Genomic DNA, 24,276 nt, shown 5'->3' with positions numbered 1-24,276 from the left:
GCGGCCGGCGCGCTAAGCTTGCAGGCATGGGAACGACGCTTTTTTTGTCCATGACGGCGCTTGCCGCGTTTCTTGTCGGTATCGACCGCAAGGGCGCAATCCGTCTGCTGGCCTTTGGGCTTGGCGGTATGGCTGCGGCGGTGGCGCTTTGGGTGATGATCGCGCTGATTGCGGTCTATCGGCCCTTCTGACGTCGCCCGGCTTGTATCGGCGCGACTTCTGGCGCATGGCGGCGGTGCCGGGCGCGCTTGTCGCAGCCAAGGGCCGGAACCGGCGGCGATGTTTGTCCGGTCCTGAAATTACCAAGATATTTCAAAGAGTAATGGCGGAGAGGGTGGGATTCGAACCCACGGAACCCGTGAAGGCTCAACGGTTTTCGAGACCGCCCCGTTCGACCACTCCGGCACCTCTCCGCGCTTTCGGGTGGTGGCGGCGATTTAGACGGGCGGGGGTTGAAGCGCAAGGGCCTTCGCGTCAAAACCGCGAAAAATTTGTCTTGCGGGGGAATCATGGGCGGAATGCGCAGGGCCGGGAGGATCGCCAGCTCCAGGAAGCCGCAGCCATGCCGCTGCTGATCGGACCGCTGGCCCATCCGCTTCTGCGCGCCCGCCTGGCCCCGCAGGCGGCCGAGGCCGGTTCGCTGCAAGGCCGGCTGGAAGGCGGCGGGCTGGCCGGGATCGCCGCCGATGGCTGGCCGCGGTTTGCCGCCGGCGACGAAGACCTGCCGCTGTGGCAGGCCGACTGGACGCCCGCCCTGCGCCGCTATGCCGAGATCTTCGGACTGGTGCCGCAGAGCCATCATGGCCGGGAACTGCTGGGCCTGGGCGAGGCGGCAAGCGATGCGCCCGAATGGCAGCCGGAGCTGGCCGCTGCCATGGCGGACCGGCTGCTGGCGCTGCCCGCGGATCGCCCGGCCGGGGCGATCCGCAAGCGCCTGCCGATGATCGCGACCTGGCTCGCCTCGCGCCGGCGCGCCGCGGCCGAAACCGCGGATCTGCCGCATGTCGGCCCGGCCGCATCCGAACGGGTCAGGATGGAGCCGGTCGAGGAACCCTATGCCGAATATTTCTCGGTCGAGGCGATCCGGCTGAGCCAGCACCGCAATGATGGCGGCTGGACCGATCCGCTGGCGCGCGCCGTCTTCGTCTCGGGCGATGCGACGGTGGTGCTGCCCTGGGATCCGCTGCGCGACCGGGTGATGCTGATCGACCAGCTGCGCGCCGGGCCCTTGGCGCGCGGCGATGCCCAGCCCTGGCTCTACGAGACCGTGGCCGGCCGCGTCGATGCCGGCGAGACGCCACAGCAGGCCGCCCGGCGCGAGGCGGTGGAAGAAACCGGCATCGCGATTTCCCGCCTTTTCGCCGCGCCGCACAACTATCCCAGCCCCGGCGCGGTGGCGGAATACCTGTATCTCTATGTCGGAATTGCCGACCTGCCCGACGGCAGCGCCGGCCTTGGCGGGCTTGCGACCGAGGACGAGGATATCCGCTCGCACCTTGTCCCGCGCGCCGAGCTGACGCGCATGGCGCTGGCGGGCGAGATCCGCAACGGGCCGCTGCTGAACCTGGCGCTGTGGCTGGAATTGCGCCACCAGGACATTCGCCGCGAACTGGTGCAGGAAGGCAAGACGGTTCCCGCGGGGTTGCCGCCGTCATGGGGCGACGTGTAAACCGGGCGAGAACATCCTGCGAAAGGCCAAGCCCATGCGCATCTGCCCCGACCTCGCCTCTGCCATCGGCAACACTCCCCTGATCCGGCTGCGTCGCGCCTCGGAAGAGACCGGCTGCGAGATCCTGGGCAAGGCCGAGTTCATGAATCCGGGCCAGTCGGTCAAGGATCGGGCCGCGCTCTACATCATCAAGGAGGCGGTGGCGCGCGGCGAGCTGAAGCCCGGCGGCACCATCGTCGAGGGCACGGCGGGCAATACCGGCATCGGGCTGGCGCTGGTCGGCGCCTCGATGGGCTTCCGCTCGGTCATCGTCATCCCCGAGACGCAGAGCCAGGAGAAAAAGGACATGCTGCGCCTGGCCGGTGCCGAACTGGTCGAGGTGCCGGCGGCGCCCTACAAGAATCCCAACAACTACGTGCGCTATTCCGGCCGCCTGGCCGAGGAACTGGCGCGGACCGAGCCGAACGGCGCCATCTGGGCCAACCAGTTCGACAATGTCGCCAACCGCCAGGCGCATCTGGAAACCACCGGCCCCGAGATCTGGGAACAGACCGGCGGCCGCGTGGACGGTTTCATCTGCGCGGTCGGTTCGGGCGGCACGCTGGCCGGCGTCGCCATGGCGCTGCAATCCAGGGGCGTGAAGATGGGCCTGGCCGATCCCGAGGGCGCGGCGCTTTACAGCTTCTATACCGAGGGCAAGTTCGACGCGCCCGGCTCGTCGATCACCGAGGGCATCGGCCAGGGCCGCATCACCGCGAACCTGGAAGGCTTCACGCCCGATTTCGCCTATCGCATCCCGGATGCCGAGGCGCTGCCGGTGATCTTCGACCTGCTGGAATACGAAGGGCTCTGCCTTGGCGGCTCGTCGGGGGTGAACGTGGCCGGCGCGATCCGCATGGCAAAGGACATGGGGCCGGGCCACACCATCGTGACGGTGCTTTGCGACTATGGCACGCGTTACCAGACCAAGCTGTTCAACCCCGAATTCCTGCGCGCCAAGGGCCTGCCGGTGCCGGAATGGATGGCCCGCAGGCCGGCCGACCTGCCCGAGGTCTATCAGGACTGAAGCGAACCATGCCCCGATTTGCCGCGCTGCCCCGGCTTGCCTTGCTGATCCTTGCGCTGTTCCTGGCGCTCGGCCAGCCCGTTCTGGCCCAGCCCGAGCAGGAGGCGCCGAATCTGACCGCCTGGAACAAGCTGGCCGACCAGGCCGAGCAGATCCTGGAATCCGGCTCGGCCAACGATGTCCGGTTGCAGACCATCCGCGACGAGGTGGTGAAATGGCGCGAGCGGCTGAAGGCGGGCCAAAGCGTCAACGCCACCCGCATCGCCACGCTCAAGGACCAGATCGCGGCGCTGGGGCCGGCCCCGGCCGAAGGCCAGACCGAGCCCGAGGAGATCGCTGCCCGTCGCAAGGAACTGGGCGAACAGCTTGCCACGCTGCAGGCACCGGGGCTGCAGGCGGTCGAGGCCTATGGCCGGGCCGACGGCATCGTGGCGCAGATCGACCAGACCCTGCGCGCCCGCCAGACTTTCGCGCTGATCCGCAAGACCCCCTCGCCGCTGAACCCGGCGCATTGGGGGCCGGCCGTGGCCGAGGCCGGCCATGTCGCAAGCCGCATCTATGCCGAGGCGCGGGGGCGCTGGGACAGCACCGCCGTCTCGTCGGACCGTGCCGAGCGGCTGGTCGTTGCCGTGGTGCTTCTGGTGGCGCTGCTGCTGTTGTCGCGCGGCCGGCGCTGGGTCGATTCGCTGCCCTCGCGGCTTTCGGCCCGCGCCAGCGAACGGTCGCGCGCGGCGCTGGTCTTCGGCGTCTCTCTGGGCCAGATCGCCATCCCGATGTTCGGGCTGATCCTGTTCGCCTCGGCGTTGGTGCTCTCGGGCCTGTTCGACGAATGGGGCCTGCCGCTGGTGATGTCGCTGGTGGGGGCGGGCGTGTCCTTCTTTGCCGGGCTGTGGCTGGCGCGGCGGCTGTTCCCGGCGCCCGACACCGCCGTCGAGCCGCCCCTGCCGATGAGCGAGGAGCGCCGCGCCAAGGCGCGCTTCCGGGCGACGCTTCTGGCCGCTGCCCTGGCGCTGCATCAGCTTTTCTCGCGCTCGATCCTGCCGCTTTCGGGCTTTCACAGCCAGAATGACAGCGACACCGTTCCGCAGCGGCTCAGCGAGGCCTCGGCCGGGGTGTGGCATTTCCTGCTGGTGCTGTTCGGCGCCTTCTGCCTCTTGCGGCTGTGCAACATGCTGCGCGGCCTGCGCCAGCCCGAACCGGCCGATACGCCCGATTACCGCATCCGGGTGGTGAATTTCCTGGCGATGATGGGACGGCTGGTGGCGGTGGCCGCGCCGGCGCTGGTGGCGGTCGGCTATGTCACCGCGGGCAATGCGCTGCTTTGGTCCTCGGTCATGACGCTGGCGCTGGTCGGGCTGCTGATCATCCTGCAGGATTTCATCGCCGATCTCTACGCCCTGGCCAAGGGCGGCGACCGTTCGGCGCGCGATGCGCTGATGCCGGTGCTGATCGGCTTTGCGCTGATCCTGCTGTCGCTGCCGGTTTTCGCGCTGATCTGGGGTGCGCGGGCCAGCGACCTGGCAGAGGCATGGACCAGGGCGCAGCAGGGTTTCTCGCTGGGCGGCGTGCGGCTGTCGCCGATGGCGCTGCTGACCTTCCTGATCGTCTTTGCCATCGGCTATTTCCTGACCAATTTCGTGCAGGGTGCCTTCCGCAGCTCGATCCTGCCCAAGACGAAACTGGATGCGGGCGGGCAGAACGCCGTCACCTCGATGATCGGCTATGTCGGCGTGGCACTGGCGGCGGTCTTTGCCGTGACCTCGGCCGGGATCGACCTGACCTCGCTGGCCTTCGTCGCCGGTGCGCTGTCTGTCGGCATCGGTTTCGGCATGCAGCAGGTGGTGTCGAATTTCGTCTCGGGCATCATCCTGCTGGTCGAGCGGCCGATCGCCGTCGGCGACTGGATCGAGGTTGGCGGCCAGCAGGGCATCGTCAAGAAGATGGCGGTGCGGGCCACGCAGATCCAGACCTTCGACCGCACCCAGGTGATCGTGCCGAATTCGAACCTGATCACCCAGCCGGTGACGAACTGGACGCGCGGCAGCCTGGCGGGGCGCATCATCGTGCCGATCACGGTGGGGGTGACGGCCGACAGCCGGCAGGTGGCCGCGCTTCTGCGCGAGATCGCCGAGGACCAGCCGACAGTGCTGGTGAACCCGCCTCCTGCGGTCCTGTTGCGCAGCATCACGCCGACGGGGCAGAATTTCGAACTGCGCGCCGTGCTTTCCGACATCAACGGCGGCGCCTCGATCGTCTCCGAGATCAATCACCAGATCCTGGAACGCTTTGCCGCGGCGGGGATCGTCCTGCCCGGCAGCGTGCGTGGCGCGCAGGACGTCTACCTGCACCAGGCCGAGGGAGAGGCGCCCGCCGCCCTTTCCCTTGCCGGCCCGCAGGACCAGCAGGATCGCAGCTAGTTGAGAAGCGCGGGGCGCGCGCCGCGCCTTGCGCTTCTTCGTTCGCCAAATACCCCTGGCGCCTAACGGCGCAGGCCGCTGGGCGGTTCCTGTTCGGGCAGGCCCTCTTGCGACAGCATGATCGCCACCGGGCGCAGCCAGGGGATCTGGGCGCAGACGATCATGATCGCCACCATGATCGGCACGGCCAGGAAGGTGCCGGCGATGCCCCAGACCACGCCCCAGAAGGCCAGAGACAGCACGATCCCGAACGAGGACAGCCGCAGCGTCTGGCCCAGCAGCATCGGGTCGAAGACATTGCCGATGATGAACTGCACCGCCACGGTCAGCCCGCCCACGGTCAGCGTCACCGCCGGGTCGCCGGTCTGCGCCAGCACCATGGCGATGGTGATGACCGTGGCCGCGATCGAGCCCAGGGTCGGGATGAAGTTCAGGATGAAGGTCAGCATGGCCACCGCCCCGGCCAGGTCCAGCCCCTGCACCCGGAAGATCGTCCAGATCAGTGCCGCCGTGACCGCGCTGATCGCCGCCTTGACCACCAGGTAGCGGTTCACCCGGCGCATGATCTTGTGGACCGTCTCAAGCACCTGCCGGGCCTGGTCCGGGTCGCCGGTCAGGCGCTCGATCTTGATTGGGAACCAGATCCGCTCGCTGAACATGAAGCCGACGAAGGTCAGGATCAGCACCGAGCCCGAGATCAGGTTCGAGGCCTGCGCCGCCGCCGAGCGTATCCAGCCGGCGAAATCGATGCTGCCCATGAAGGTGCCGATCGCCTCCTGCACGTTCGGCCCCCAGCGCTGGCTAAGCCGCGCCAGCGCCGCCTGCGCCCGGTCGGCATAGACGATCGAGGTCGAGACCACCTCGTTCACCTGCGCCACCACCGCCGTCGCGGCCCAGAGCAGGCCCACGGCAATGGCGATCAGCGCCAGGGTGGTGGCCAGCCAGTTCGGCACCTTCAGCCGGGCAAAGGCCGAAATCGCGTCGCTGGTCAGCGAGAAAATGATGATCGCCAGCACCAGGCAGATCAGGATGAAGCGCGCCTGCACCAGCAGGAACAGGATCAGGCCAAAGGCGATCACGCCCAGAAAGCCGGTCTGCAACCGCTCGCTCAGATGCGAGTCCCGCCCGTCCAATCGCGTCCCCTCATGCTTTCCGGTGCCGGGGCGCGGCCTGCGTGCGCGCCCCGGCCATGTCTCAGGCTTCGGCCTCATCCTCGCCATTCTCGGCGATGCGGGCAACAGAAACCACTTCCTCGCCCGGCGCCGTGTTGAAGACGCGCACGCCGCCGGCGGAGCGCGAGCGGAAGCTGATGCCGTCCACCGGCACCCGGATCGACTGGCCGGTCGAGGTGGCCAGCATGATCTGGTCGTCGCGGTCCACCGGGAAGCTGGCGACCAGCGGTCCGCCGCGCATCGCCTTGTCCATGGCCATGACGCCCTGGCCGCCGCGGCCGCGCACCGAATAGTCATGCGACGAGCTGATCTTGCCGGCACCGCGCGCGGTGATGGTCAGGATCAGATCCTCGGCCGCCGACATCTCGGCATAGCGTTCCTGGCTGATCGCGGTCTCGGCGACGGCATCCTCATCCTCGTCGGCCTCGGCGCCGTCGTCCAGCGCGCCCTCGACGGCGCGGCGCATCTTCAGATAGGCGGCGCGCTCGGCCGGATCGGCCTCGAAATGCCGGATCACCGACATGCTGACCACGCGGTCGCCGGGCGCCAGGCGAATGCCGCGCACCCCGGTCGAATCGCGGCCCTTGAACACCCGCACATCCGTGGTCGGGAAGCGGATCGCCCGGCCGGCGGCGGTGACCAGCATCACGTCGTCATTCTCGGTCGCCATGCGGGCGCCGATCAGTTCCACCCCCTCGGGCAGCTTCATGGCGATCTTGCCGTTGCGCATGACATTGGCGAAATCCGACAGCGCGTTGCGGCGCACGTCGCCTTCCGAGGTGGCGAAGACCACCTGGTAGTCGTCCCATTCGCTTTGCGGCGCATCGACCGGCATCAGCGCGGCGATGGAGACACCGGGCTGGATCGGCAGGATGTTGACGATGGCCTTGCCCTTGGCGGTGCGCCCGCCCAGCGGCAGCCGCCAGGTCTTCATCCGATAGACCATGCCGTCGGTGGTGAAGAACAAGAGCTCCGTGTGGGTATTGGCGACGAACAGGGTGGTGACCACGTCGTCTTCCTTCGTGGCCATGCCGGACAGGCCCTTGCCGCCGCGCCGCTGGGCGCGGAACTCGGCCAGGGCCGTGCGCTTGATATAGCCGCCCGAGGTGATGGTGACGACCATGTCCTCGCGCTCGATCAGGTCCTCGTCGTCCAGATCGCCCGCCCAGTCGGTGATCTCGGTCCGGCGCGGCACGGCGAACTGGCTTTTCACCTCGCGCAGCTCGTCCGAGATGATGCCCATGATCCGCTCGCGCGAGGCGAGGATGGCCAGGTATTCCCGGATGGAATCGGCCAGCGTCTTCAGTTCGTCGGTGACTTCCTGCACGCCCAGCTGGGTTAGGCGCTGCAGGCGCAGTTCCAGGATGGCGCGGGCCTGGGTCTCGGACAGGTTGTAGGTGCCGTCCTCGTTGACCGGATGCAGCGGATCGTCGATCAGCTTCAGATATTCCACGATCTCATGCGCCGGCCAGCGCCGGGTCATCAGCCGCTCGCGCGCCTCGGCGGCATCGGCCGAGGAGCGGATGGTCGCCACCACCTCGTCGACATTGCTGACCGCCACGGCGAGGCCGCACAGCACATGCGCGCGCTCGCGCGCCTTGCGCAATTCGTAGGCGGTGCGGCGCGCCACCACCTCCTCGCGGAAGGTCAGGAAATGGGTCAGGAAGTCGCGCAGCGTCAGCTGCTCGGGCCGGCCGCCGTTCAGCGCCAGCATGTTGGCGCCGAAGCTGGTCTGCATCGGGGTAAAGCGGAACAGCTGGTTCAGCACCACCTCGGCGGTGGCGTCGCGTTTCAGCTCGATCACCACCCGCACGCCGACGCGGTCGGATTCGTCCTGGACATGGGCGATGCCCTCGATGCGCTTTTCCTTGGCCAGTTCGGCGATCTTCTCGATCAGGCTGGCCTTGTTCACCTGGAAGGGGATCTCGTCCAGGATGATGGCCTGGCGGCCGGCGCGGGTCTCCTCGATCCGGGTCTTGGCGCGCAGCACGATGCTGCCGCGCCCTTCCAGATAGGCCTTGCGCGCGCCCGAGCGGCCCAGGATGATGCCGCCGGTGGGGAAATCCGGGCCGGGCACGATCTCCAGCAGCCGCTCGGTCGGCAGGTCCGGGTTCTCGATCAGCGCCAGCGTGGCGTCCACGACCTCGCCCAGGTTGTGCGGCGGGATGTTCGTGGCCATGCCGACGGCGATGCCGCCGGCGCCGTTGACCAGCATGTTCGGGAAACGCGCCGGCAGGACGGTCGGCTCGCGGTCCTTGCCGTCGTAATTGTCCTGGAAATCGACGGTGTCCTTGTCGATGTCCATCAGCAGATAGGCCGAGGGCTTGTCCATCCGCACCTCGGTATAGCGCATGGCCGCCGGGCTGTCGCCGTCCATGCTGCCGAAATTGCCCTGGCCGTCCAAAAGCGGCAGCGACATGGAAAAGTCCTGCGCCATCCGCACCAGCGCGTCATAGATCGAGGCGTCGCCATGCGGGTGATACTTACCCATGGTGTCGCCGACCGGGCGGGCCGACTTGCGATAGGGCTTGTCATGGGTGTTGCCGGTCTCGTGCATGGCGAAGAGCACGCGGCGATGCACCGGCTTCAGCCCGTCGCGCAGGTCGGGAATCGCCCGGCTGACGATCACCGACATGGCATAGTCGAGATAGGAGGAGCGCATCTCGTGCGCGATGTCGATCACCGGGCCGTCGTGATGCATCACGGCGCGCTCCGATCCGCCGTTCTCGGGGGTATCGTCGTCGTTTTCAGGGATGTCAGCCACGGGGGAAACCTCAAGATCTTGTTGGGCATGGGTCTATCCCATACCCGCCTTGGGTGCAATCTTGACGGGCCGCCCCGGCGCGGGAATTGCGGCTCAGGCCAGCCCGGCCTCGCGCCTGCGGCCGCGGACCGAGGCCAGCCACAGCGCCGAAAGCCCGGCCGAGAAGATGGCGTTCCAGCCGGCCATGGAAATGCCGAACAGGCTCCAGGCCACCTCGTCGCAGCGCACGACCGGCGCTTTTTCCAGCGCCGCCATCAGATCCTGCGTGGACATGCTGGCCAGGCCTGACACGCCGCCCGAGCAATGCTGCGGCCCTTGCCAGACCTGCAGCTCGACCCCGGCGTGATAGATGGCAAGGCCGGTGGCGCAAAGCGCGGCGATCAGCCCCAGCGCCGCCAGCCAGCGTTTCCAGCCGAAGAACCAGATCAGCCCGCCGATGATCGCGGCCACCAGATGCGGCCAGCGTTGCAGGATGCAGAGCTCGCAGGGCGCATAGCCCAGGCCCTGGAAGGTCAGCGCGGCGGCCAGCAGCGCGGCGGAACCGGCGCCGGCGGTGACGGCGATATGCTTGCTCGAAAATCCGTTCATGGCTTCCGGTTAGGACCGCGCGCGGCGGCCTGCAAATGCCAATCGCGTGAACTCAATGCGGTTTCCAGGTGACGACGCGGTAAAGATAGATCGCCACCACGGCCACCACCACCAGCTTGGACAGCGGATCGACCCAATCCGCGACCAGCGCATAGTTTTCATGCAGCATCAGCCCGGCGAATGTCAGCACCCCGGTCCAGAGCGCGCTGCCGATCACGGTATAGAGCAGGAATTTCCACATCGGCATGCGCGCCAGCCCGGCGGGAACCGAGATCAGTGTCCGAATGGCCGGGATCATGCGGCCGAAGAACACCGCCATGGCGCCGTGGCGCTGGAACCAGTCATGCGCCGCGTCGATATCCGCGGGTGAGAGCGTCAGCAGCCGGCCATGACGGGCGGCGAAACGCTTCAGCCGCTCCTCGCCGAACCACAGGCCGATGTAATACCACATCAAGGTGCCCAGCACCGAGCCGATGGTGCCGACCAGGATGGTCAGGGTCAGCGACATGCGGCCGCTGCCGGCCAGGAAACCGGCCAGCGGCATGATCACCTCGGAGGGGATGGGCGGGAAGACGTTCTCGGCCACCATGAGCATCAGAACGCCGAGATAGCCCCAGCTCTCGATCGTCGAAACCACCCAGTCGAACATGGCTGCCCCTTTCGTTTCGGGACGTGCTGCGGGCTGGGGCCGGAACTGTCAAGCCCGCGCGCGTGTTGCGCCATGGCGGGGTTGCGATAACCTTGGCAGGCGGGACCAGCGGCAGGGAGGACGGCGCGATGGAATGGCGGGGCAGGCGCGGCAGCCGGAATGTCGAGGATCGTCGCGGCATGGGCCGGGCGGCGGGCGCCGGCGGCATGGGCGTCGTCGGGGTTCTGGTGGTGCTGGCGGTGGGGTATTTCTTCGGCATCGACATCTCGCCCATCGTCGGCGCGCTGGACGAGGGCGGCCGGACCGGCGAGCCGCGCGAACTGACGCAGGAGGAGCGCGAGATCGGCCAGTTCGTCTCGGTGGTGCTGGCCGATACCGAGGAGGTCTGGGCCGGCGTGCTGCCCGACCAGGCCGGCGTGTCCTATCAGGATCCGGGACTGGTGCTGTTCTCGGGCGCGGTGCAATCGGCCTGCGGCGGCGCCTCGGCGGCGATGGGGCCGTTCTATTGCCCCGGCGACCGCAAGGTCTATCTGGACACGGATTTCTTTCGCGTCATGGCCGGCAAGATGGGGGCGGGCGGCGATTTCGCCTATGCCTATGTCATCGCGCATGAGGTTGGCCATCATGTGCAGAACCTGCTGGGTACGCTTTCCGAGGTGAACGGGCTGCGCGCGCGGCTGGGCGAGCGCGATGCGAACCGGCTGTCGGTCGCCACCGAATTGCAGGCGGATTGCTATGCCGGGATCTGGGCACGCCAGGCCAGCGAGCAGTTCGGCAGCATCGAGGAGGGCGACATAGACGAGGCGATCAATGCCGCCGCCGCGGTGGGCGACGACACGCTGATGGAAAGTGCCGGCCGGGCAGTGGTGCCCGACGCCTTCACCCATGGTTCGGCCGCCGAGCGCCAGGCCTGGTTCAAGCGCGGCTTCGCTTCGGGACAGATGGGACAATGCGACAGTTTCGCGGCCGTGGGGAACTAGGGCGGCGGCGCGGGTGGCGCGGCCGCAGGGGTATTTGCAGAACGAAGAAGCGTAGGGCAATGCCCTTGGCGGGGTGGCCGCCGGAATATTCGGGGAAACGGTGAAAGACGGTGCCGCGGCGGGGTGCGCCAACCTGTCGCGGCGGGGTCTGGGGCCAGGTCAGGGGCGCTGCAGCTGGATGCCGCGCGGGCGTTCGGTGGTGGCCCAATCGGGCCAGAGCCCGACATGTTCGAGCCCGGCAAGCAGCAGGCCGGCCGCGATGACGGCAAGAACCAGCTTGACCCTTTGCGCGCTTGGCGGGTTTCGTGCCCAGCGAGAGGCCCGGATCAGCCAGATGAGGTTGTTCATGCGCCCGTTCCTTTGCTAGTGCTGCCCCCGGAAACCGAAAATGCGCCGGGACGCCCTCTTGCCTCAGCATAGCGACAGCCGAATCCTGCCCTATACCGCCGACCAGATGTATGCGCTGGTGGCCGATATCGAAAGATACCCCGAGTTCCTGCCCTGGAACACCGCCGCGCGTATCCGGGCGCGTCGGCCCGGCGCCTCGGGCAGCGAGGTGGTCGAGGCCGACCTGGTCATCAGCTTCAAGGTGTTCCGCGAACGCTTCGGCTCGCGCGTGACGCTGTGGCCCGAGACGAAGCGGATCGACACCGAATATCTGGACGGGCCCTTCAAGTACCTGCGCAGCGGCTGGAGCTTCGCCGACCTGCCGGAGGGCGGCTGCAAGGTCGAGTTCTTCGTCGATTTCGAGTTCCGCAACGCCATCCTCGGCAAGGTGATCGGCGTGGTCTTCGGCGAGGCGATGTCGCGCATCGTCCGGGCCTTCGAGGATCGCGCCAAGGCGCTTTACGGCGCCTGACGCGCGTTTTGCCAGATGGCGTGGTCGGCGGCCAGGGCGGTGCGCAGCCGCGCCTCGGCCTCGGGCGGCAGGTCGGTGACGGCAGGGGGCGAGACATTGCTGCGCCGCAACTCGACCGGCTTGCCCAGGCGTTGTGTCAGGAATTGCGTCAGTGCCGGCATCGCCTCGTAGCGGAAGATGTGATCGACTGCGATCTGGCCGTCATCGTCCACCAGAAAATCGGATTGCCGGCCCAGCCGGGCATGGGCGGGGCGTTCGCCGGGGCGCAGGTAATCGTCCACGAAACGCTGGAAGCTGACAAGGGCGGTGCTGTTCGGATGGCCGATCAGCTCGTCGCGGGCGCGAAAGCGATACCAGCTGCGCAGCCAGTCGAGCGGCTCGCGGATCACCGCGACGGTTTCGAACGCGGGCTCGCCCAGCGGCTCGAGCAGCGGCCGGATGCGGGCCAGATAGTGCCGCAGGTTCAGGTGCTTGATCTCGGGGCGGCTGCGAAAGACGATCTCGGCCCTGGGCGCCAGCGCCTGTTCCAGCGCCGTCGTCCCGGTCTTGGGCACCGACAGAAGCACGAGGCGGGGCTGGAGAAAGATCAGCATGAGAGGGACATGAACACGGCCATGCCGCCGCTTAGCGGTCCCGGCCGGTGCTGGCAAGGCGGGCCGGGATACGGCCCGCCCGCTGCGGCATCAGATCACGCCGAAGGCGCGCATCGGCTCGGCCACGCGGATGAAGCCGGCGATGTTGGCGCCGATGACGTAATCGCCCGGCGCGCCGAATTCCTCGGCCGTGCTGTAGCAGCTGTCATGGATGTCGCGCATGATCTCGGCCAGCTTGGCCTCGGTTTTCTCGAAGGTCCAGCGGTCGCGCGAGGCGTTCTGCTGCATCTCCAGCGCCGAGGTGGCGACGCCGCCCGCATTTGCCGCCTTGCCGGGCCCGAACTTGACGCCGGCCTGCTGGAAGGTGCGGATCGCCTCGGGGGTGCAGGGCATGTTCGCGCCCTCGCCGACCGCGGTCACGCCGTTCTTGACCAGCTTCGCGGCATCCTTGCCGGTCAGCTCGTTCTGCGTGGCCGAAGGCATGGCGACCTCGCAGGCCACGTCCCAGATCGAGCCCTCGCCGGATTTCACGAAATAGGCGCCGTTGCCTTCGCCCTTCATCCGCACGTATTGCGAGATGCGGCCGCGGCGCACTTCCTTGATTTCCTTGAGGAGGCCGAGGTCGATGCCGCCCTCGTCCACGATATAGCCCGAGCTGTCCGAGCAGGCGATGACCTTGCCGCCGAATTCCTGCACCTTCTCGATGGTGTAGATCGCGACATTGCCCGAGCCCGAGACGACGACCGTCTTGCCGTCGAAATCGGTGCCGCCGGTCTTCAGCATGGCCTGGGTGAAATAGGTGTTGCCGTAGCCGGTTGCTTCCTTGCGGGCCAGCGAGCCGCCGTAGAACAGGCCCTTGCCGGTCAGCACGCCCGCCTCGTAGCGGTTGGTCAGGCGTTTGTATTGCCCGAACATGTAGCCGATCTCGCGCGCGCCCACGCCGATGTCGCCGGCGGGCACGTCGGTATATTCGCCCAGGTGGCGGTAAAGCTCGGTCATGAAGCTTTGGCAAAAGCGCATGATCTCGCCGTCCGAGCGGCCCTTGGGGTCAAAGTCCGAGCCGCCCTTGCCGCCGCCGATGGGCAGGCCGGTCAGCGCGTTCTTGAAGATCTGCTCGAAGCCCAGGAACTTGATGATGCCCACGTTCACCGAGGGGTGGAAGCGCAGCCCGCCCTTGTAGGGGCCCATGGCCGAGGAGAACTGCACCCGGAAGCCGCGGTTGATCTGCACGCGGCCCTTGTCGTCGGTCCACGGCACGCGGAAGATGATCTGGCGTTCGGGTTCGCAGATGCGCTCGATCAGCGCGTCTTCCAGGTAGTCGGGGCGCTTGGCGACGACGCGGCCAAGGCTTTCCAGAACCTCGCGCACGGCCTGGTGGAATTCGGGCTCGCCCGCGTTGCGGCGGACCACCTCCTCATAGATGGGGGCAAGCTTGTCGTCGATCTGCGGCATGTCGCGGAATCCTTTCCCTTGGGGTCGGAGGGCTCCTTAGCCCAAGGTGCGGGCAGTTTGAATGGGGTAAGAGCAATATTCGGGCAAAATGCCCGTTTTTTTGGCGTAACGTCGGCGGGCGTTGGGAATAATCCCATGAATATCAGTGGTTAGCGCGATTGCCTTCTGCCCGTTGCCAAGGCAGCGGCTTTTTGTCGCGGCCTTGGCAAGGAAAAGACCGCCCGGCGCCTTCTCGCGCCGGGCGGTCCGCATGCGCCGGGATCGGGGTCAGCGGCGCCCCGCCTCCAGCGCGTCCTCGAAGGTGCGCAGCCCGGTCACGGGGGCCTGCACCAGCACCGCCATGTTGCCGGGCTTGTGTTCGTTGCGCAGCATCTTCAGATGCGCGGCCGGGATCTCGGCCCAGGGAAAGACCTCGGACATGCAGGGGTCGATGCGGCGTTCCAGCATCAGCTTGTTGGCGGCGCTGGCCTGTTTCAGATGCGCGAAATGGCTGCCCTGCAGGCGCTTCTGGTGCATCCACATGTAGCGCACGTCGAAGGTGCAGTTGAAGCCCGAGGTGCCGGCGCAGATCACCACCATGCCGCCCTTCTTGCAGACGAAGGTCGAGACCGGGAAGGTCGCCTCGCCGGGATGTTCGAAGACGATGTCGACATTGTTGCCCTTGCCGGTGATGTCCCAGATGGCCTTACCGAACTTGCGCACCTCGTTGAACCACTCCTTGTATTCGGGCGTGTTCACCTTGGGCAGTTGCCCCCAGCACTTGAAGTCCTTGCGGTTGATGACGCCCTTGGCGCCCAGCGACATGACGAAGTCGCGCTTGTCCTCGTCGCTGATGACGCCGACCGCATTGGCGCCGGCGGCGTTGATGAGCTGGATCGCGAAGCTGCCAAGCCCGCCCGAGGCGCCCCAGACCAGCACGTTCATGCCCGGCTTCAGCTCATGCGGCTCGTGCCCGAACAGCATCCGGTAGGCGGTGGCCAGCGTCAGCGTGTAGCAGGCCGATTCCTCCCAGGTCAGGTGGCGCGGGCGCTTCATCAGCTGCTGGGCCTGCACGCGGGTGAACTGGGCGAAGCTGCCGTCCGGCGTCTCGTAGCCCCAGATGCGCTGGCTGGGCGAATACATCGGGTCGCCGCCGTTGCATTCCTCGTCATTGCCGTCGTCCTGGTTGCAATGGATGACGACCTCGTCGCCGACCTTCCAGTTCTTGACCTTGTCGCCCACCGCCCAGACGATGCCCGAGGCGTCCGAGCCCGCGATGTGATAGGGCGCGCCATGGCCGTCGAAGGGGCTGATCGGCACCCCGAGGCCGGCCCAGATGCCGTTGTAGTTGACGCCCGCCGCCATCACCAGGACCAGCACCTCATTGCTGTCGATGGCGGGAGTTTCCACCACCTCGACCTGCATCGCCTTGTCGGGCTCGCCGTGACGTTCGCGGCGGATGGCCCAGGCGTACATCTGCTTGGGCACATAGCCCAGAGGCGGCATCTCGCCGATCTCGTAGAGATCCTTTTCCGGTGCGTCATAGGGCGCGATCGGGGTGGGTTGGTCCAGGGCCATCTCAGAGTCCTCTTTTGCCGCTTTCCGCCGGGCTTCCGCCGCGGCGCAGAATCAGTGCGGGTTGCAGAGCCGGTTGTAAGAGGGTCTGCGCAACATTGCAATATTCCTGACGCGTAAATTGTAATAATCTGTCGTAACGAATCTGCGAACCGCCGCGATGCAGCGGAGACCCGCGCCTCGTCCCTTGCGCGGGCATTACCCAAGGCCTTGTCGATCGTCCCGCTGCCACCCCGGTCGGGCCTTGGCCAGCAGCCGGACGGTGCAGGGCCGGGCTTCCCGCGCCGGTGTCCGGCCGAGCGGAAAACCGATGTCCGCCGCGGCAATGGAATAGTTCATTCATTTAGCTCGCCAAGGCGCGTCATCGCTCGGCTTTATGACGGGCTTGGACAACTTGTCCGGCCGGATGGACATATTGTCCATTGAAATCAATATCTTCAATTCGGAAACTGCCTGCGCGACCCAAGGGGGAGGGTCTTGCGACGGGCCTTGATCCTCAGGAAGGGGCGGGGCGAAACGGATCTTGCGATCCACTCCGGATGCCACACGCAGTCTATTTCAGGGGAGGGAAGCGATGACAGCCATAGAAGATGCTACGGGATTCCGAACGCCATTACTGTCTCGCGAGCGCACGATTGCGCAGCCTGGCTTCAACCGGTGGCTGGTGCCGCCAACCGCGCTGGCGATTCATCTGTGTATCGGCATGGCCTACGGCTTTTCGGTGTTCTGGCTGCCCCTGTCGCGGGCCATCGGCCTCAGCGCGCCTGTTGTCTGCGAGGGGATGAGCGTCCTTGCGGCGCTGGTGACGACCAGTTGCGACTGGCGCATCGCGGATCTGGGCTGGATCTATACGCTGTTCTTCGTTCTGCTGGGCTCCTCGGCGGCGCTGTGGGGCGGGTGGCTGGAAACGGCGGGGCCGCGCAAGGCCGGGGTCGTCGCGGCATTCTGCTGGTGCGGCGGCATGGTCATTTCGGGCATCGGGGTGATGAGCCATCAGCTTTGGCTCATGTGGCTCGGCTCGGGCTTTATCGGCGGGATCGGGCTGGGGCTTGGCTATATCTCCCCGGTCTCGACGCTGATCAAGTGGTTCCCGGACCGGCGCGGCCTGGCGACGGGAATGGCGATCATGGGCTTTGGCGGCGGCGCGATGATCGGGGCGCCGCTGGCGGACCGGCTGATGAACCATTTCCAGTCCCCGACCGAGGTCGGCGTCTGGCAGGCCTTCTTCGTCATGGCCGCGATTTACTTTGTGTTCATGATGGCCGGGTCGTTCGGCTATCGCGTGCCGCCCGCGGGATGGAAGCCCGAAGGCTGGCAGCCCAAGGCGCGCGCGCCTCGGGGCGAGATGATCACCCAGCATCATGTGCATGTGGGGGATGCGCACAAGACGCGGCAATTCTGGCTGATCTGGCTGGTGCTGTGCCTGAATGTCTCGGCCGGGATCGGGGTGATCGGCATGGCGTCGCCGATGCTGCAGGAGATCTTTGCCGGCCGTCTGGTCGGACGGCCCGATCTGGGCTTCACCCAGCTGGATGCGGGCCAGAAGGCGGCGGTCGCGGCGATTGCCGCCGGCTTCGCGGGGCTGCTGTCGCTGTTCAATATCGCCGGGCGGCTGTGCTGGGCCTCGGCCTCGGACCGGCTGGGGCGCAAGACCACCTATTTCATCTTCTTCGGGCTGGGGATCGTACTTTACACCCTGGCGCCAAGCGCGGCGCATTCGGGCAACCAGGTGCTGTTCGTGGCGATGATCTGCGTCATCATCTCGATGTATGGCGGCGGGTTTTCGACCGTGCCGGCCTATCTGGCGGATGTCTTCGGCACGCAGTTCGTGGGCGCGATCCATGGCCGGCTGCTGACCGCCTGGGCCACGGCGGGGATCGTCGGTCCGGTGGTGGTCAACTATTTGCGCGAGGCGCAGATCGCGGCCGGCGTGCCGCGGGCGCAGGCCTATGACTATACCATGTACATTCTCGCGGGCTTTCTTGCCCTGGGCCTCGTCTGCAACGCCCTGGTGCGGCCGCTGGACGAGAAATGGTTCATGAAGCCCGAAGCGGTCGCGGCCCTGCAGGCCAGCGCCGCCACGGCCGGCCCTGTCCAGAGCGGGTCGTTCGGCATCGACCGCGGGCGTTTCGACCTTGCGGCGCTGCTGGCCTGGGCGGCGGTCTGCATCCCGCTGGCCTGGGGCGTGTGGATGACCGCGATGAAGACGGCGGCGCTGTTCGGATGAACCGGCCGCCCGGCATCGGCGGCCATGGCGCCGGCATGGCCGCAGGGGCTCTTGCCGGTCACGCCGCGGGCAGCCAGATGCGGAAGCTGCTGCCGCCGCCGCTGCCGCTGCTGACGGCGATGCTGCCGCCCTGCCGCTCGATCAGCCTGCGGCAGATCGACAGGCCCAGGCCGGTGCCGCCGCGGCCCGCGCGGCCAGTGACGAAGGGGTCGAACAGGCGCTCCTGAAGCGCCGCCGGGATGCCCTCGCCATCGTCGGCGACCTCCAGCAGCACCCCCGGCGCGCCGCCGCGATCCTCGTTCCGCCCGAGGATGCGGATCTCGCCGCCCTCCGGCATGGCATGGACCGCGTTGACGATCAGGTTGACCAGCACCTGCTGCAAGGCGATGCGGCCGATGCGGACCGCCCGGGTCGCGCGGATGTCCTGGCGCAGCGCGACCGAGGAGCGCGCAAGCATATGCCCCACCAGCGGCAGGCAATCGGCCAGGGCCCGGGCCGGATCGGTGCCAGGATCGGCGGCGGGATCGGTGCCGGGCTGGTCTGCCCGCGCGAAGTCCAGCAGCTGGGTCACGATCTGCGAGATGCGCTGCACCTGTTCGTCGATCAGCCGCAGCTCGGTCTCGGCCGGGGCGGCGGCCGGGCCCAGGGTCTCGCGCAGCACGTCCAGGTTGCCCTGGATCACCGCGAGCGGATTGTTCACCTCATGCGCGATCCCGGCCGAGATCTCGCCCAGGGCGGCCAGCTTTTCGGATTGCACCAGCTGGTAGGTCGCGGCCTCCAGCTCGCGCGCGGCCCGGTGCAGGGCCGCGGTGCGCGCCTCGACGCGCCGGTTCAGGGTGCTGTTCCAGGCGCGCAGCCGCCGGTCGTGTTCCTGCAGCCGCGCCAGCACCCCGTCGAGTGCCAGGGCAAGCGCGCCGATCTCGTCATCGCCGCGGGTGACGCCGGTGCGTGCCGCCAGGTCGCCGGCCCGGACCCTGTCGAAGGTCGCGCCGATCCGCTCCAGCGGCCGGAAGATGCTGCGCGCCCAAAGCAGGAACACCGGCACCGTCACCAGCGCCGCCAGCAGGAAGCCGGCCAGCACCCAGGCCAGGGTACGGCGCTTGGCCTCGGCAAAGGGCTGCTCGAGGATGCCGACATAGATCATGCCGATGGCCTTGCCGGCCCCGTCGCGCAGCGGCGCATAGGCCGAGACATACCATTGCTCCAGCACCAGCGCCCGGTCCAGCCAGACCTCGCCCCGGCCGATCACCCGCTCGCGCACCGCGGCCGAGGCGCGGGTGCCCAGGGCCCGGGCGCCGCCGGCATCGGTGACATTGGTCGCGATCCGCAGGTCGCCCAGGAACAGCGAGGTGGTGCCGCGGCTTTGCTCGGGCAGGCTGCCGGGCGGGTAGACCAGCGCGTTGATGCTGTCCACGACGGAAAGGTTGCCGTTCAGAAGCAGGCCCGCGACCATCACCGCCCCGCCGCCGCCAGTGCCGCCGCCGGGGTCGCTGCCGGAGCCGGGCAGCCTGGCCGCGACGACGGATTGCGCGACCAGGCCCTGGGTTTCCGCCGCCGAGCCGCCCGCGACGGCGTCGCGCGGCCGGCTCATCTCGGCCCGGGCGGCAAGGGCAGGGGCAATGGCGCGCAGCTGCTCCCGCTCGAGCAGGGCAAGCGTGCTGCGCGCCCCCCGCGCCGGGGCCGGCCCTGCCGGCGGGCCGGGCCGGGCCCCGGCGGGGCTGGCGGCCAGGATCCGCCCGTCCGGCCCGGCCAGGTAAAGGTAGTCCAGCCCCAGCCGCCGGCGCTGCCTGTCCAGCAGCGCCGCCATGTCGGTCGTGCGGGAAAATTCCGCCGAGCGCGCCAGCATCTCGATCCGCTCGCCGGTCGTGTCCAGGATATGGTCCAGGTATTGCCGGGCCACGGTCAGGTCGCTGTTGACCTTGACCAGCAGCAGCCGGTCGAATTTCAGCGACCATTGGTACATGGTCAGCCCCAGCAGGACCGGCAGGATCACCAGCACCGGCAGCAGGGCGATGGCCAGCAGCTTGTGGCGGACGGAATGGCGGATCGGCCGCGCCGCCTCAGCCATTCCAGTCCGCCAGCCTGCGGTCGATGGTCTTGCGCGAGATGCCCAGCCGCGCCGCCGCCGCCTCGCGGTCGCCGTCGAAGGCGGCCACCGTGCCCAGGATGGCGCGGCGCTCGATCTCGGCCAGGGTCGGGCCGTCGCGGCCGCCGAGGGTGGCGGTCAGCGGCGTGAACCGGCCCAGGATCAGCGCCCGCTCGACGGCGTTGCGCAATTCGCGCACATTGCCGGGCCAGTCATAGGCGGCCATGTTCGCCCGCACCTCGGGGGTGATCGGCACCGCCGGCAGCCCCAGCTTGCGCGACAGCCCCTCCATGAACAGCGCGGCCAGGTCGAACATGTCGCCGCCGCGTTCCGCCAGTCGCGGCATCGCGATATGCAGCACGTTGATGCGGTAAAGCAGGTCGGCCCGCAGCCGCCCCTCGGCCACGGCACGGTCTAGGTCGGTGCTGGCGGCAAAGACCAGCCGCAGGTCCACCACGGTCTCGCGCTCGGAGCCCAGCGGCCGGATGCGGCGGTCGTCGATGGCATGCAGCAGCTTGGCCTGCAGGCCGACCGGCAGTTCGGCGACCCCGTCCAGGAACAGCGTGCCGCCGCGGGCCGAGGCGAACAGCCCCTCGCGGTCGCGGTCGGCGCCGGGAAAGGCGCCCCGGACATGGCCGAACAGCTCGTCCTCCAGCATGTCGGGCGGGATCGCGGCGCAGTTCACCGCGACGAAGGGCATCTCGGCCCGGTCCGACAGCGCGTGGATCATTCGCGCCGCGACCTCCTTGCCGGTGCCGGAATCGCCGGTGACCAGCACCGAGCTGGGCGCCGCCGCGACGCGCGCGATCAGCTGGCGCACCCGCTCGATGGCGGGCGAGCTGCCGATCAGCTCTTCGCGCATCCGGCCCAGGTCGACATTGTTGCGCAGCTCCTGCTGCAGCACCAGGTTCTCGCGCCGCAGCCTTTCGCGGTCCAGGCAGCGCGCCGCCGCCGCCAGCAGCTGGTTGGTGCGAAACGGCTTCAGCAGGAAATCCGAGGCGCCGGCCTGCACGGCCCGGATCGCCGTTTCCAGGTCGGCATGGCCGGTGGTCATGATCGCGGGCGGAAAGAAGCCCAGGGCCCGCTGGTCGCGCAGCCATTCCACGCCGCGCTGCCCCTCCATCATGTTGTCGAGGATCACCAGGTCGAAATCGGTCTCGGCGATCAGCCTGCTGGCCTCGGCCGTATTCGCCGCCAGCCGGAGGCCGCGGCATTTGGGCGCGAGGATCCGTTCCAGGAAATGGCGCATCCCCGGCTCGTCCTCGATCACCAGGATCGTCGCCTGCGCCAGCGCCCCGCCATCGGCGGCGGCCGGCACGGCACGGGGGTCGTTCTCGCCTGCCATGCTGCGCTCCCTGCCCGGACAGTCGCACCGGGAACCGCTCCCTGGCAAGCATTCCGCGCAATCCAGAACAAAAGATCAACAGACAGTTTGTCCAAAAAATACAGACAAAATGTCCGGTTCTCTCGGCAAGGCCGCCTCAGGCGCGACCGGATCTCGGCCCGGGGGCCGGCCTGCAAGCGGAAAGCGGGTCTCGGCGAAAGGGATGCGGGTCATGGCAGGGGCGGAATCGGCAGGCATGACGGCCGGCTTTCAAGGCCAAGCCCGCATCGGTCGCGAGAGCGGTGCCTTGCCGGTGGAGAAGGGCGGAACGGGTGGGGTCCAGAGCGGCGGTCTTCTGCATCTGCATGGTCGCCAGCCCTGGAGGGCGTGCTGCGACCATCTTCGGCAGCGGCTGTTTCGTCAACGGGAGGAGCCGAAGGGCGGTCGCCAGGCAGAGCGATGGGCGATCCGAACTGCCGGTTTCGGGCCGGTCAGGTAAGCAATTGTAATAAAATAGAATAACTGATCGAGCCGATCGGATGGGCGCTAATGACCTGGGAAATGGGTGCCGAAACCCCAGAAATGGGCCTTAACCGCCTGCCGATTCAGTAGCCCGCCGATGATCGCGGCAAAAAACTCTCTCTGCGCTGCGGCGAATTGACCGGGCAGGATTGTTACGCTATCGCTTGGCCAGTCGTAATATTGTTGCGAGGGCAATCGTGGCCGAGAAAGACAAACCCTGGCTCTTCCGCACCTATGCGGGCCATTCGACCGCCGAGAAATCCAACGCACTCTATCGAGGCAACCTCGCCAAGGGGCAGACGGGCCTGTCGGTGGCCTTCGACCTGCCGACCCAGACCGGTTATGACAGCGACCATGTCCTGGCGCGGGGCGAGGTCGGCAAGGTCGGCGTGCCGATCTGCCACCTGGGCGACATGCGCATGCTCTTCGACCAGATCCCGCTTGAGCAGATGAACACCTCGATGACGATCAATGCGACGGCGCCCTGGCTCCTGTCGCTCTATATCGCCGTGGCCGAGGAGCAGGGCGCCGACATCGCCAGGCTGCAAGGCACGGTGCAGAACGACATCATCAAGGAATACCTGTCGCGCGGCACCTATATCTGCCCGCCGAAACCCTCGCTGCGCATGATCACCGACGTCGCGGCCTATACGGCCAAGCACCTGCCGAAATGGAACCCGATGAACGTCTGTTCCTACCACCTGCAGGAGGCGGGGGCGACGCCCGAGCAGGAACTGGCCTATGCTCTGGCCACCGGCATCGCGGTGCTGGATGACCTGAAGACCAAGGTCGAGCCGCAGGATTTCCCGGCCATGGTCGGGCGCATCAGCTTCTTCGTCAATGCCGGCATCCGCTTCGTGACCGAGCTGTGCAAGATGCGCGCCTTCACCGAGCTCTGGGACGAAATCTGCCGCGCCCGCTATGGCATCGAGGACGAGAAATACCGCCGCTTCCGCTATGGCGTGCAGGTGAACAGCCTGGGCCTGACCGAGCAGCAGCCGGAAAACAACGTCTACCGCATCCTGCTGGAGATGCTGGCGGTCACGCTGTCGAAGAACGCCCGCGCCCGCGCCGTGCAATTGCCGGCCTGGAACGAGGCCCTGGGCCTGCCGCGGCCCTGGGACCAGCAATGGTCGCTGCGCATGCAGCAGATCGTCGCCTATGAGACGGACCTGCTGGAATACGGCGACCTTTTCGACGGCAACCCGGTGATCGCCGCCAAGGTCGAGGAGCTGAAATCCGGCGCCCGCGCCGAACTGGCGACGCTGGACGAGATGGGCGGTGCCATCGCCGCCATCGAATACATGAAGTCACGGCTGGTCGAATCGAATGCCGAGCGGCTGAACCGGATCGAGGCGAACGAGACGGTGGTGGTGGGCGTCAACCGCTGGCAGCAGGGCGAGCCCTCACCGCTGACCGCGGGCGACGGCGGCATCATGGTCGTGGACCCGGCGGTCGAGCAGGATCAGGTCGCCCGGCTGCGTGCCTGGCGCGAAGCGCGCGACGAGACGGCCGTCGAGGCCGCCCTCGCCGCGCTGCGCGATGCCGCGCAGGGGGGGCAGAACGTGATGCCGCCCTCGATCGCCGCGGCCAGGGCCGGGGCGACCACCGGCGAATGGGCGGCGGTGATGCGCCAGGTGCATGGCGAATATCGCGGCCCGACCGGGGTCTCGACCAGCCCCTCGAACCGCACCGAGGGGCTGGAGCCGATCCGCGAGGCCGTGGATGCCGTCAGCCGCCGCCTGGGCCGGCGGCTGAAGTTCCTGGTCGGCAAGCCCGGCCTCGACGGCCATTCCAACGGCGCCGAGCAGATCGCCTTCCGCGCCCGCGACTGCGGCATGGACATCACCTATGAAGGCATCCGCCTGACCCCCGAGCAGATCGTGACCCGCGCCGCCGAGGACAATGCCCATGTCGTCGGCCTGTCGATCCTGTCGGGCAGCCACCTGCCGCTGATCGAGGAACTGATGGAGCGCATGCGTGCAGCTGGCCTTTCGCATGTCCCGGTCGTGGTCGGCGGCATCATCCCCGACGAAGACGCGGAGAGGCTGCTCGGCATGGGCGTGGCGCGGGTCTACACGCCCAAGGATTTCGAACTCAACCGCATCATGATGGATATTGTCGCTCTGGTCGAGCCGAGGGAGGCCGCGGCCTGATCCGGTTGCCCGGTCTCATGAGTATTTGGAAAACGGTGAAAGGAGAGGCCGCGGCTTCATCCTTCACCGTTTCACAAATACTCGCATCGCAGCCGCACCGTCAGCCCTTCGCCAGCAGAAGAAGCGCGGCGATGGCCCCCCCCACACACACGACGGGCGCCACGAGGGGCGGAGGCATGTGATGGGCCGGGCGGCCGT

Annotated in this window: 19 protein-coding genes and 1 tRNA gene; 8 read left to right on the top strand and 12 right to left on the bottom strand. The window is 67.7% G+C overall.

The annotated features are described in order from the left end of the window. Positions 1-50 precede the first annotated feature (50 nt). A complete protein-coding gene (locus tag ACDP63_RS16075) occupies positions 51-191 on the top strand; it encodes a hypothetical protein (RefSeq protein ID WP_155984402.1) in 141 nt (46 codons plus the stop codon). A gap of 132 nt (positions 192-323) precedes the next feature. Here the strand turns inward: ACDP63_RS16075 and ACDP63_RS16070 are convergent. After that, a tRNA-Ser gene (locus ACDP63_RS16070) sits at positions 324-413 on the bottom strand. 149 nt (positions 414-562) lie between these two features. On the opposite strand from ACDP63_RS16070, the gene ACDP63_RS16065 reads away from it, so the two are divergent. Genes ACDP63_RS16065 through ACDP63_RS16055 form a run of 3 tightly spaced genes read left to right on the top strand, consistent with a single transcriptional unit; the run spans position 563 to position 5,152 of the window. Then, positions 563-1,669, top strand: coding sequence for an NUDIX domain-containing protein (locus ACDP63_RS16065; protein WP_024844955.1), 1,107 nt, complete (start codon positions 563-565; stop codon positions 1,667-1,669). 34 nt (positions 1,670-1,703) lie between these two features. After that, positions 1,704-2,735 (top strand): cysteine synthase A, encoded by a 1,032-nt coding sequence (locus ACDP63_RS16060; protein WP_024844954.1) that lies wholly within the window; start codon positions 1,704-1,706, stop codon positions 2,733-2,735. 8 nt (positions 2,736-2,743) lie between these two features. Then, entirely contained in the window at positions 2,744-5,152 is a 2,409-nt protein-coding gene (locus ACDP63_RS16055; RefSeq protein WP_024844953.1) for a DUF3772 domain-containing protein, read from the top strand. A 62-nt stretch (positions 5,153-5,214) separates the two neighbouring features. On the opposite strand, the gene ACDP63_RS16050 is transcribed toward ACDP63_RS16055, so the two are convergent. The 4 genes from ACDP63_RS16050 to ACDP63_RS16035 all read right to left on the bottom strand — a co-directional run bounded on the left by ACDP63_RS16050 (position 5,215) and on the right by ACDP63_RS16035 (position 10,325). Continuing rightward, positions 5,215-6,285, bottom strand: a complete 1,071-nt coding sequence (locus ACDP63_RS16050) for an AI-2E family transporter (protein ID WP_024844952.1) — start codon at positions 6,283-6,285, stop codon at positions 5,215-5,217. A 61-nt stretch (positions 6,286-6,346) separates the two neighbouring features. Next, positions 6,347-9,088, bottom strand: coding sequence for a DNA gyrase subunit A (gyrA, locus tag ACDP63_RS16045; RefSeq protein ID WP_024844951.1), 2,742 nt, complete (start codon positions 9,086-9,088; stop codon positions 6,347-6,349). 93 nt (positions 9,089-9,181) lie between these two features. After that, a complete protein-coding gene (locus ACDP63_RS16040; RefSeq protein WP_028710478.1) occupies positions 9,182-9,676 on the bottom strand; it encodes a disulfide bond formation protein B in 495 nt (164 codons plus the stop codon). Between the two features lie 52 nt (positions 9,677-9,728). Beyond that, entirely contained in the window at positions 9,729-10,325 is a 597-nt protein-coding gene (locus ACDP63_RS16035) for a DedA family protein (RefSeq protein WP_024844949.1), read from the bottom strand. 128 nt (positions 10,326-10,453) lie between these two features. On the opposite strand from ACDP63_RS16035, the gene ACDP63_RS16030 reads away from it, so the two are divergent. Beyond that, positions 10,454-11,305, top strand: coding sequence for a neutral zinc metallopeptidase (locus tag ACDP63_RS16030; protein ID WP_024844948.1), 852 nt, complete (start codon positions 10,454-10,456; stop codon positions 11,303-11,305). Between the two features lie 159 nt (positions 11,306-11,464). Here the strand turns inward: ACDP63_RS16030 and ACDP63_RS16025 are convergent, their stop codons facing one another. Beyond that, the gene (locus ACDP63_RS16025) at positions 11,465-11,653 is read right to left on the bottom strand and encodes a hypothetical protein (RefSeq protein WP_024844947.1); all 189 of its coding nucleotides are present in this window, start codon (positions 11,651-11,653) and stop codon (positions 11,465-11,467) included. Positions 11,654-11,711: 58 nt separating this feature from the next. Between ACDP63_RS16025 and ACDP63_RS16020 the strand changes: the two genes are divergently transcribed. After that, positions 11,712-12,164: a type II toxin-antitoxin system RatA family toxin gene (locus ACDP63_RS16020; protein WP_028710479.1), complete on the top strand. Its 453-nt coding sequence runs from the start codon at positions 11,712-11,714 to the stop codon at positions 12,162-12,164. On the opposite strand, the gene ACDP63_RS16015 is transcribed toward ACDP63_RS16020, so the two are convergent. The 4 genes from ACDP63_RS16015 to ccrA form a co-directional block, all read right to left on the bottom strand. Further along, entirely contained in the window at positions 12,152-12,757 is a 606-nt protein-coding gene (locus tag ACDP63_RS16015; protein ID WP_024844945.1) for a hypothetical protein, read from the bottom strand. The genes ACDP63_RS16020 and ACDP63_RS16015 overlap by 13 nt on opposite strands. Before the next feature lie 90 nt (positions 12,758-12,847). Beyond that, positions 12,848-14,209 carry an NADP-specific glutamate dehydrogenase gene (gene gdhA, locus ACDP63_RS16010; RefSeq protein ID WP_024844944.1) on the bottom strand — a complete coding sequence of 454 codons (1,362 nt, stop codon included), beginning with the start codon at positions 14,207-14,209 and terminating at the stop codon, positions 12,848-12,850. Positions 14,210-14,245: 36 nt separating this feature from the next. After that, entirely contained in the window at positions 14,246-14,461 is a 216-nt protein-coding gene (locus tag ACDP63_RS16005) for a hypothetical protein (protein WP_409928279.1), read from the bottom strand. 15 nt (positions 14,462-14,476) lie between these two features. Then, on the bottom strand, positions 14,477-15,766 hold the full coding sequence (gene ccrA, locus ACDP63_RS16000) for a crotonyl-CoA carboxylase/reductase (RefSeq protein WP_024844943.1): 1,290 nt from the start codon (positions 15,764-15,766) through the stop codon (positions 14,477-14,479). A 700-nt stretch (positions 15,767-16,466) separates the two neighbouring features. On the opposite strand from ccrA, the gene ACDP63_RS15995 reads away from it, so the two are divergent. Then, complete coding sequence (locus ACDP63_RS15995) at positions 16,467-17,990, top strand: OFA family MFS transporter (protein WP_231493230.1); 1,524 nt, start codon at positions 16,467-16,469, stop codon at positions 17,988-17,990. Positions 17,991-18,048: 58 nt separating this feature from the next. On the opposite strand, the gene ACDP63_RS15990 is transcribed toward ACDP63_RS15995, so the two are convergent. Continuing rightward, positions 18,049-20,058, bottom strand: coding sequence for a cache domain-containing protein (locus ACDP63_RS15990; RefSeq protein WP_409928278.1), 2,010 nt, complete (start codon positions 20,056-20,058; stop codon positions 18,049-18,051). After that, a complete protein-coding gene (locus ACDP63_RS15985) occupies positions 20,051-21,421 on the bottom strand; it encodes a sigma-54-dependent transcriptional regulator (RefSeq protein WP_024844940.1) in 1,371 nt (456 codons plus the stop codon). The genes ACDP63_RS15990 and ACDP63_RS15985 overlap by 8 nt, the downstream gene beginning before the upstream one ends. A 698-nt stretch (positions 21,422-22,119) precedes the next feature. Between ACDP63_RS15985 and ACDP63_RS15980 the strand changes: the two genes are divergently transcribed. Further along, positions 22,120-24,078 carry a protein meaA gene (locus ACDP63_RS15980; protein ID WP_024844939.1) on the top strand — a complete coding sequence of 653 codons (1,959 nt, stop codon included), beginning with the start codon at positions 22,120-22,122 and terminating at the stop codon, positions 24,076-24,078. The last annotated feature ends 198 nt before the right edge of the window (positions 24,079-24,276 follow it).

The organism is Paracoccus sp. P2 (assembly GCF_046335115.1).
Classification (GTDB): Bacteria; Pseudomonadota; Alphaproteobacteria; order Rhodobacterales; family Rhodobacteraceae; genus Paracoccus; species Paracoccus pantotrophus.
This window is presented reverse-complemented; position numbering and strand designations above follow the sequence as displayed.

Coding starts and splice junctions, on each gene's coding strand:
- ACDP63_RS16075 (WP_155984402.1), top strand. CDS start 51: ATGACGGCGCTTGCCGCGTTTCTTGTCGGTATCGACCGCAAGGGCGCA.
- ACDP63_RS16065 (WP_024844955.1), top strand. CDS start 563: ATGCCGCTGCTGATCGGACCGCTGGCCCATCCGCTTCTGCGCGCCCGC.
- ACDP63_RS16060 (WP_024844954.1), top strand. CDS start 1,704: ATGCGCATCTGCCCCGACCTCGCCTCTGCCATCGGCAACACTCCCCTG.
- ACDP63_RS16055 (WP_024844953.1), top strand. CDS start 2,744: ATGCCCCGATTTGCCGCGCTGCCCCGGCTTGCCTTGCTGATCCTTGCG.
- ACDP63_RS16040 (WP_028710478.1), bottom strand. CDS start 9,676: ATGAACGGATTTTCGAGCAAGCATATCGCCGTCACCGCCGGCGCCGGT.
- ACDP63_RS16035 (WP_024844949.1), bottom strand. CDS start 10,325: ATGTTCGACTGGGTGGTTTCGACGATCGAGAGCTGGGGCTATCTCGGC.
- ACDP63_RS16030 (WP_024844948.1), top strand. CDS start 10,454: ATGGAATGGCGGGGCAGGCGCGGCAGCCGGAATGTCGAGGATCGTCGC.
- ACDP63_RS16025 (WP_024844947.1), bottom strand. CDS start 11,653: ATGAACAACCTCATCTGGCTGATCCGGGCCTCTCGCTGGGCACGAAAC.
- ACDP63_RS16015 (WP_024844945.1), bottom strand. CDS start 12,757: ATGCTGATCTTTCTCCAGCCCCGCCTCGTGCTTCTGTCGGTGCCCAAG.
- gdhA (WP_024844944.1), bottom strand. CDS start 14,209: ATGCCGCAGATCGACGACAAGCTTGCCCCCATCTATGAGGAGGTGGTC.
- ACDP63_RS16005 (WP_409928279.1), bottom strand. CDS start 14,461: ATGCGGACCGCCCGGCGCGAGAAGGCGCCGGGCGGTCTTTTCCTTGCC.
- ccrA (WP_024844943.1), bottom strand. CDS start 15,766: ATGGCCCTGGACCAACCCACCCCGATCGCGCCCTATGACGCACCGGAA.
- ACDP63_RS15995 (WP_231493230.1), top strand. CDS start 16,467: ATGGCCTACGGCTTTTCGGTGTTCTGGCTGCCCCTGTCGCGGGCCATC.
- ACDP63_RS15990 (WP_409928278.1), bottom strand. CDS start 20,058: ATGGCTGAGGCGGCGCGGCCGATCCGCCATTCCGTCCGCCACAAGCTG.
- ACDP63_RS15985 (WP_024844940.1), bottom strand. CDS start 21,421: ATGGCAGGCGAGAACGACCCCCGTGCCGTGCCGGCCGCCGCCGATGGC.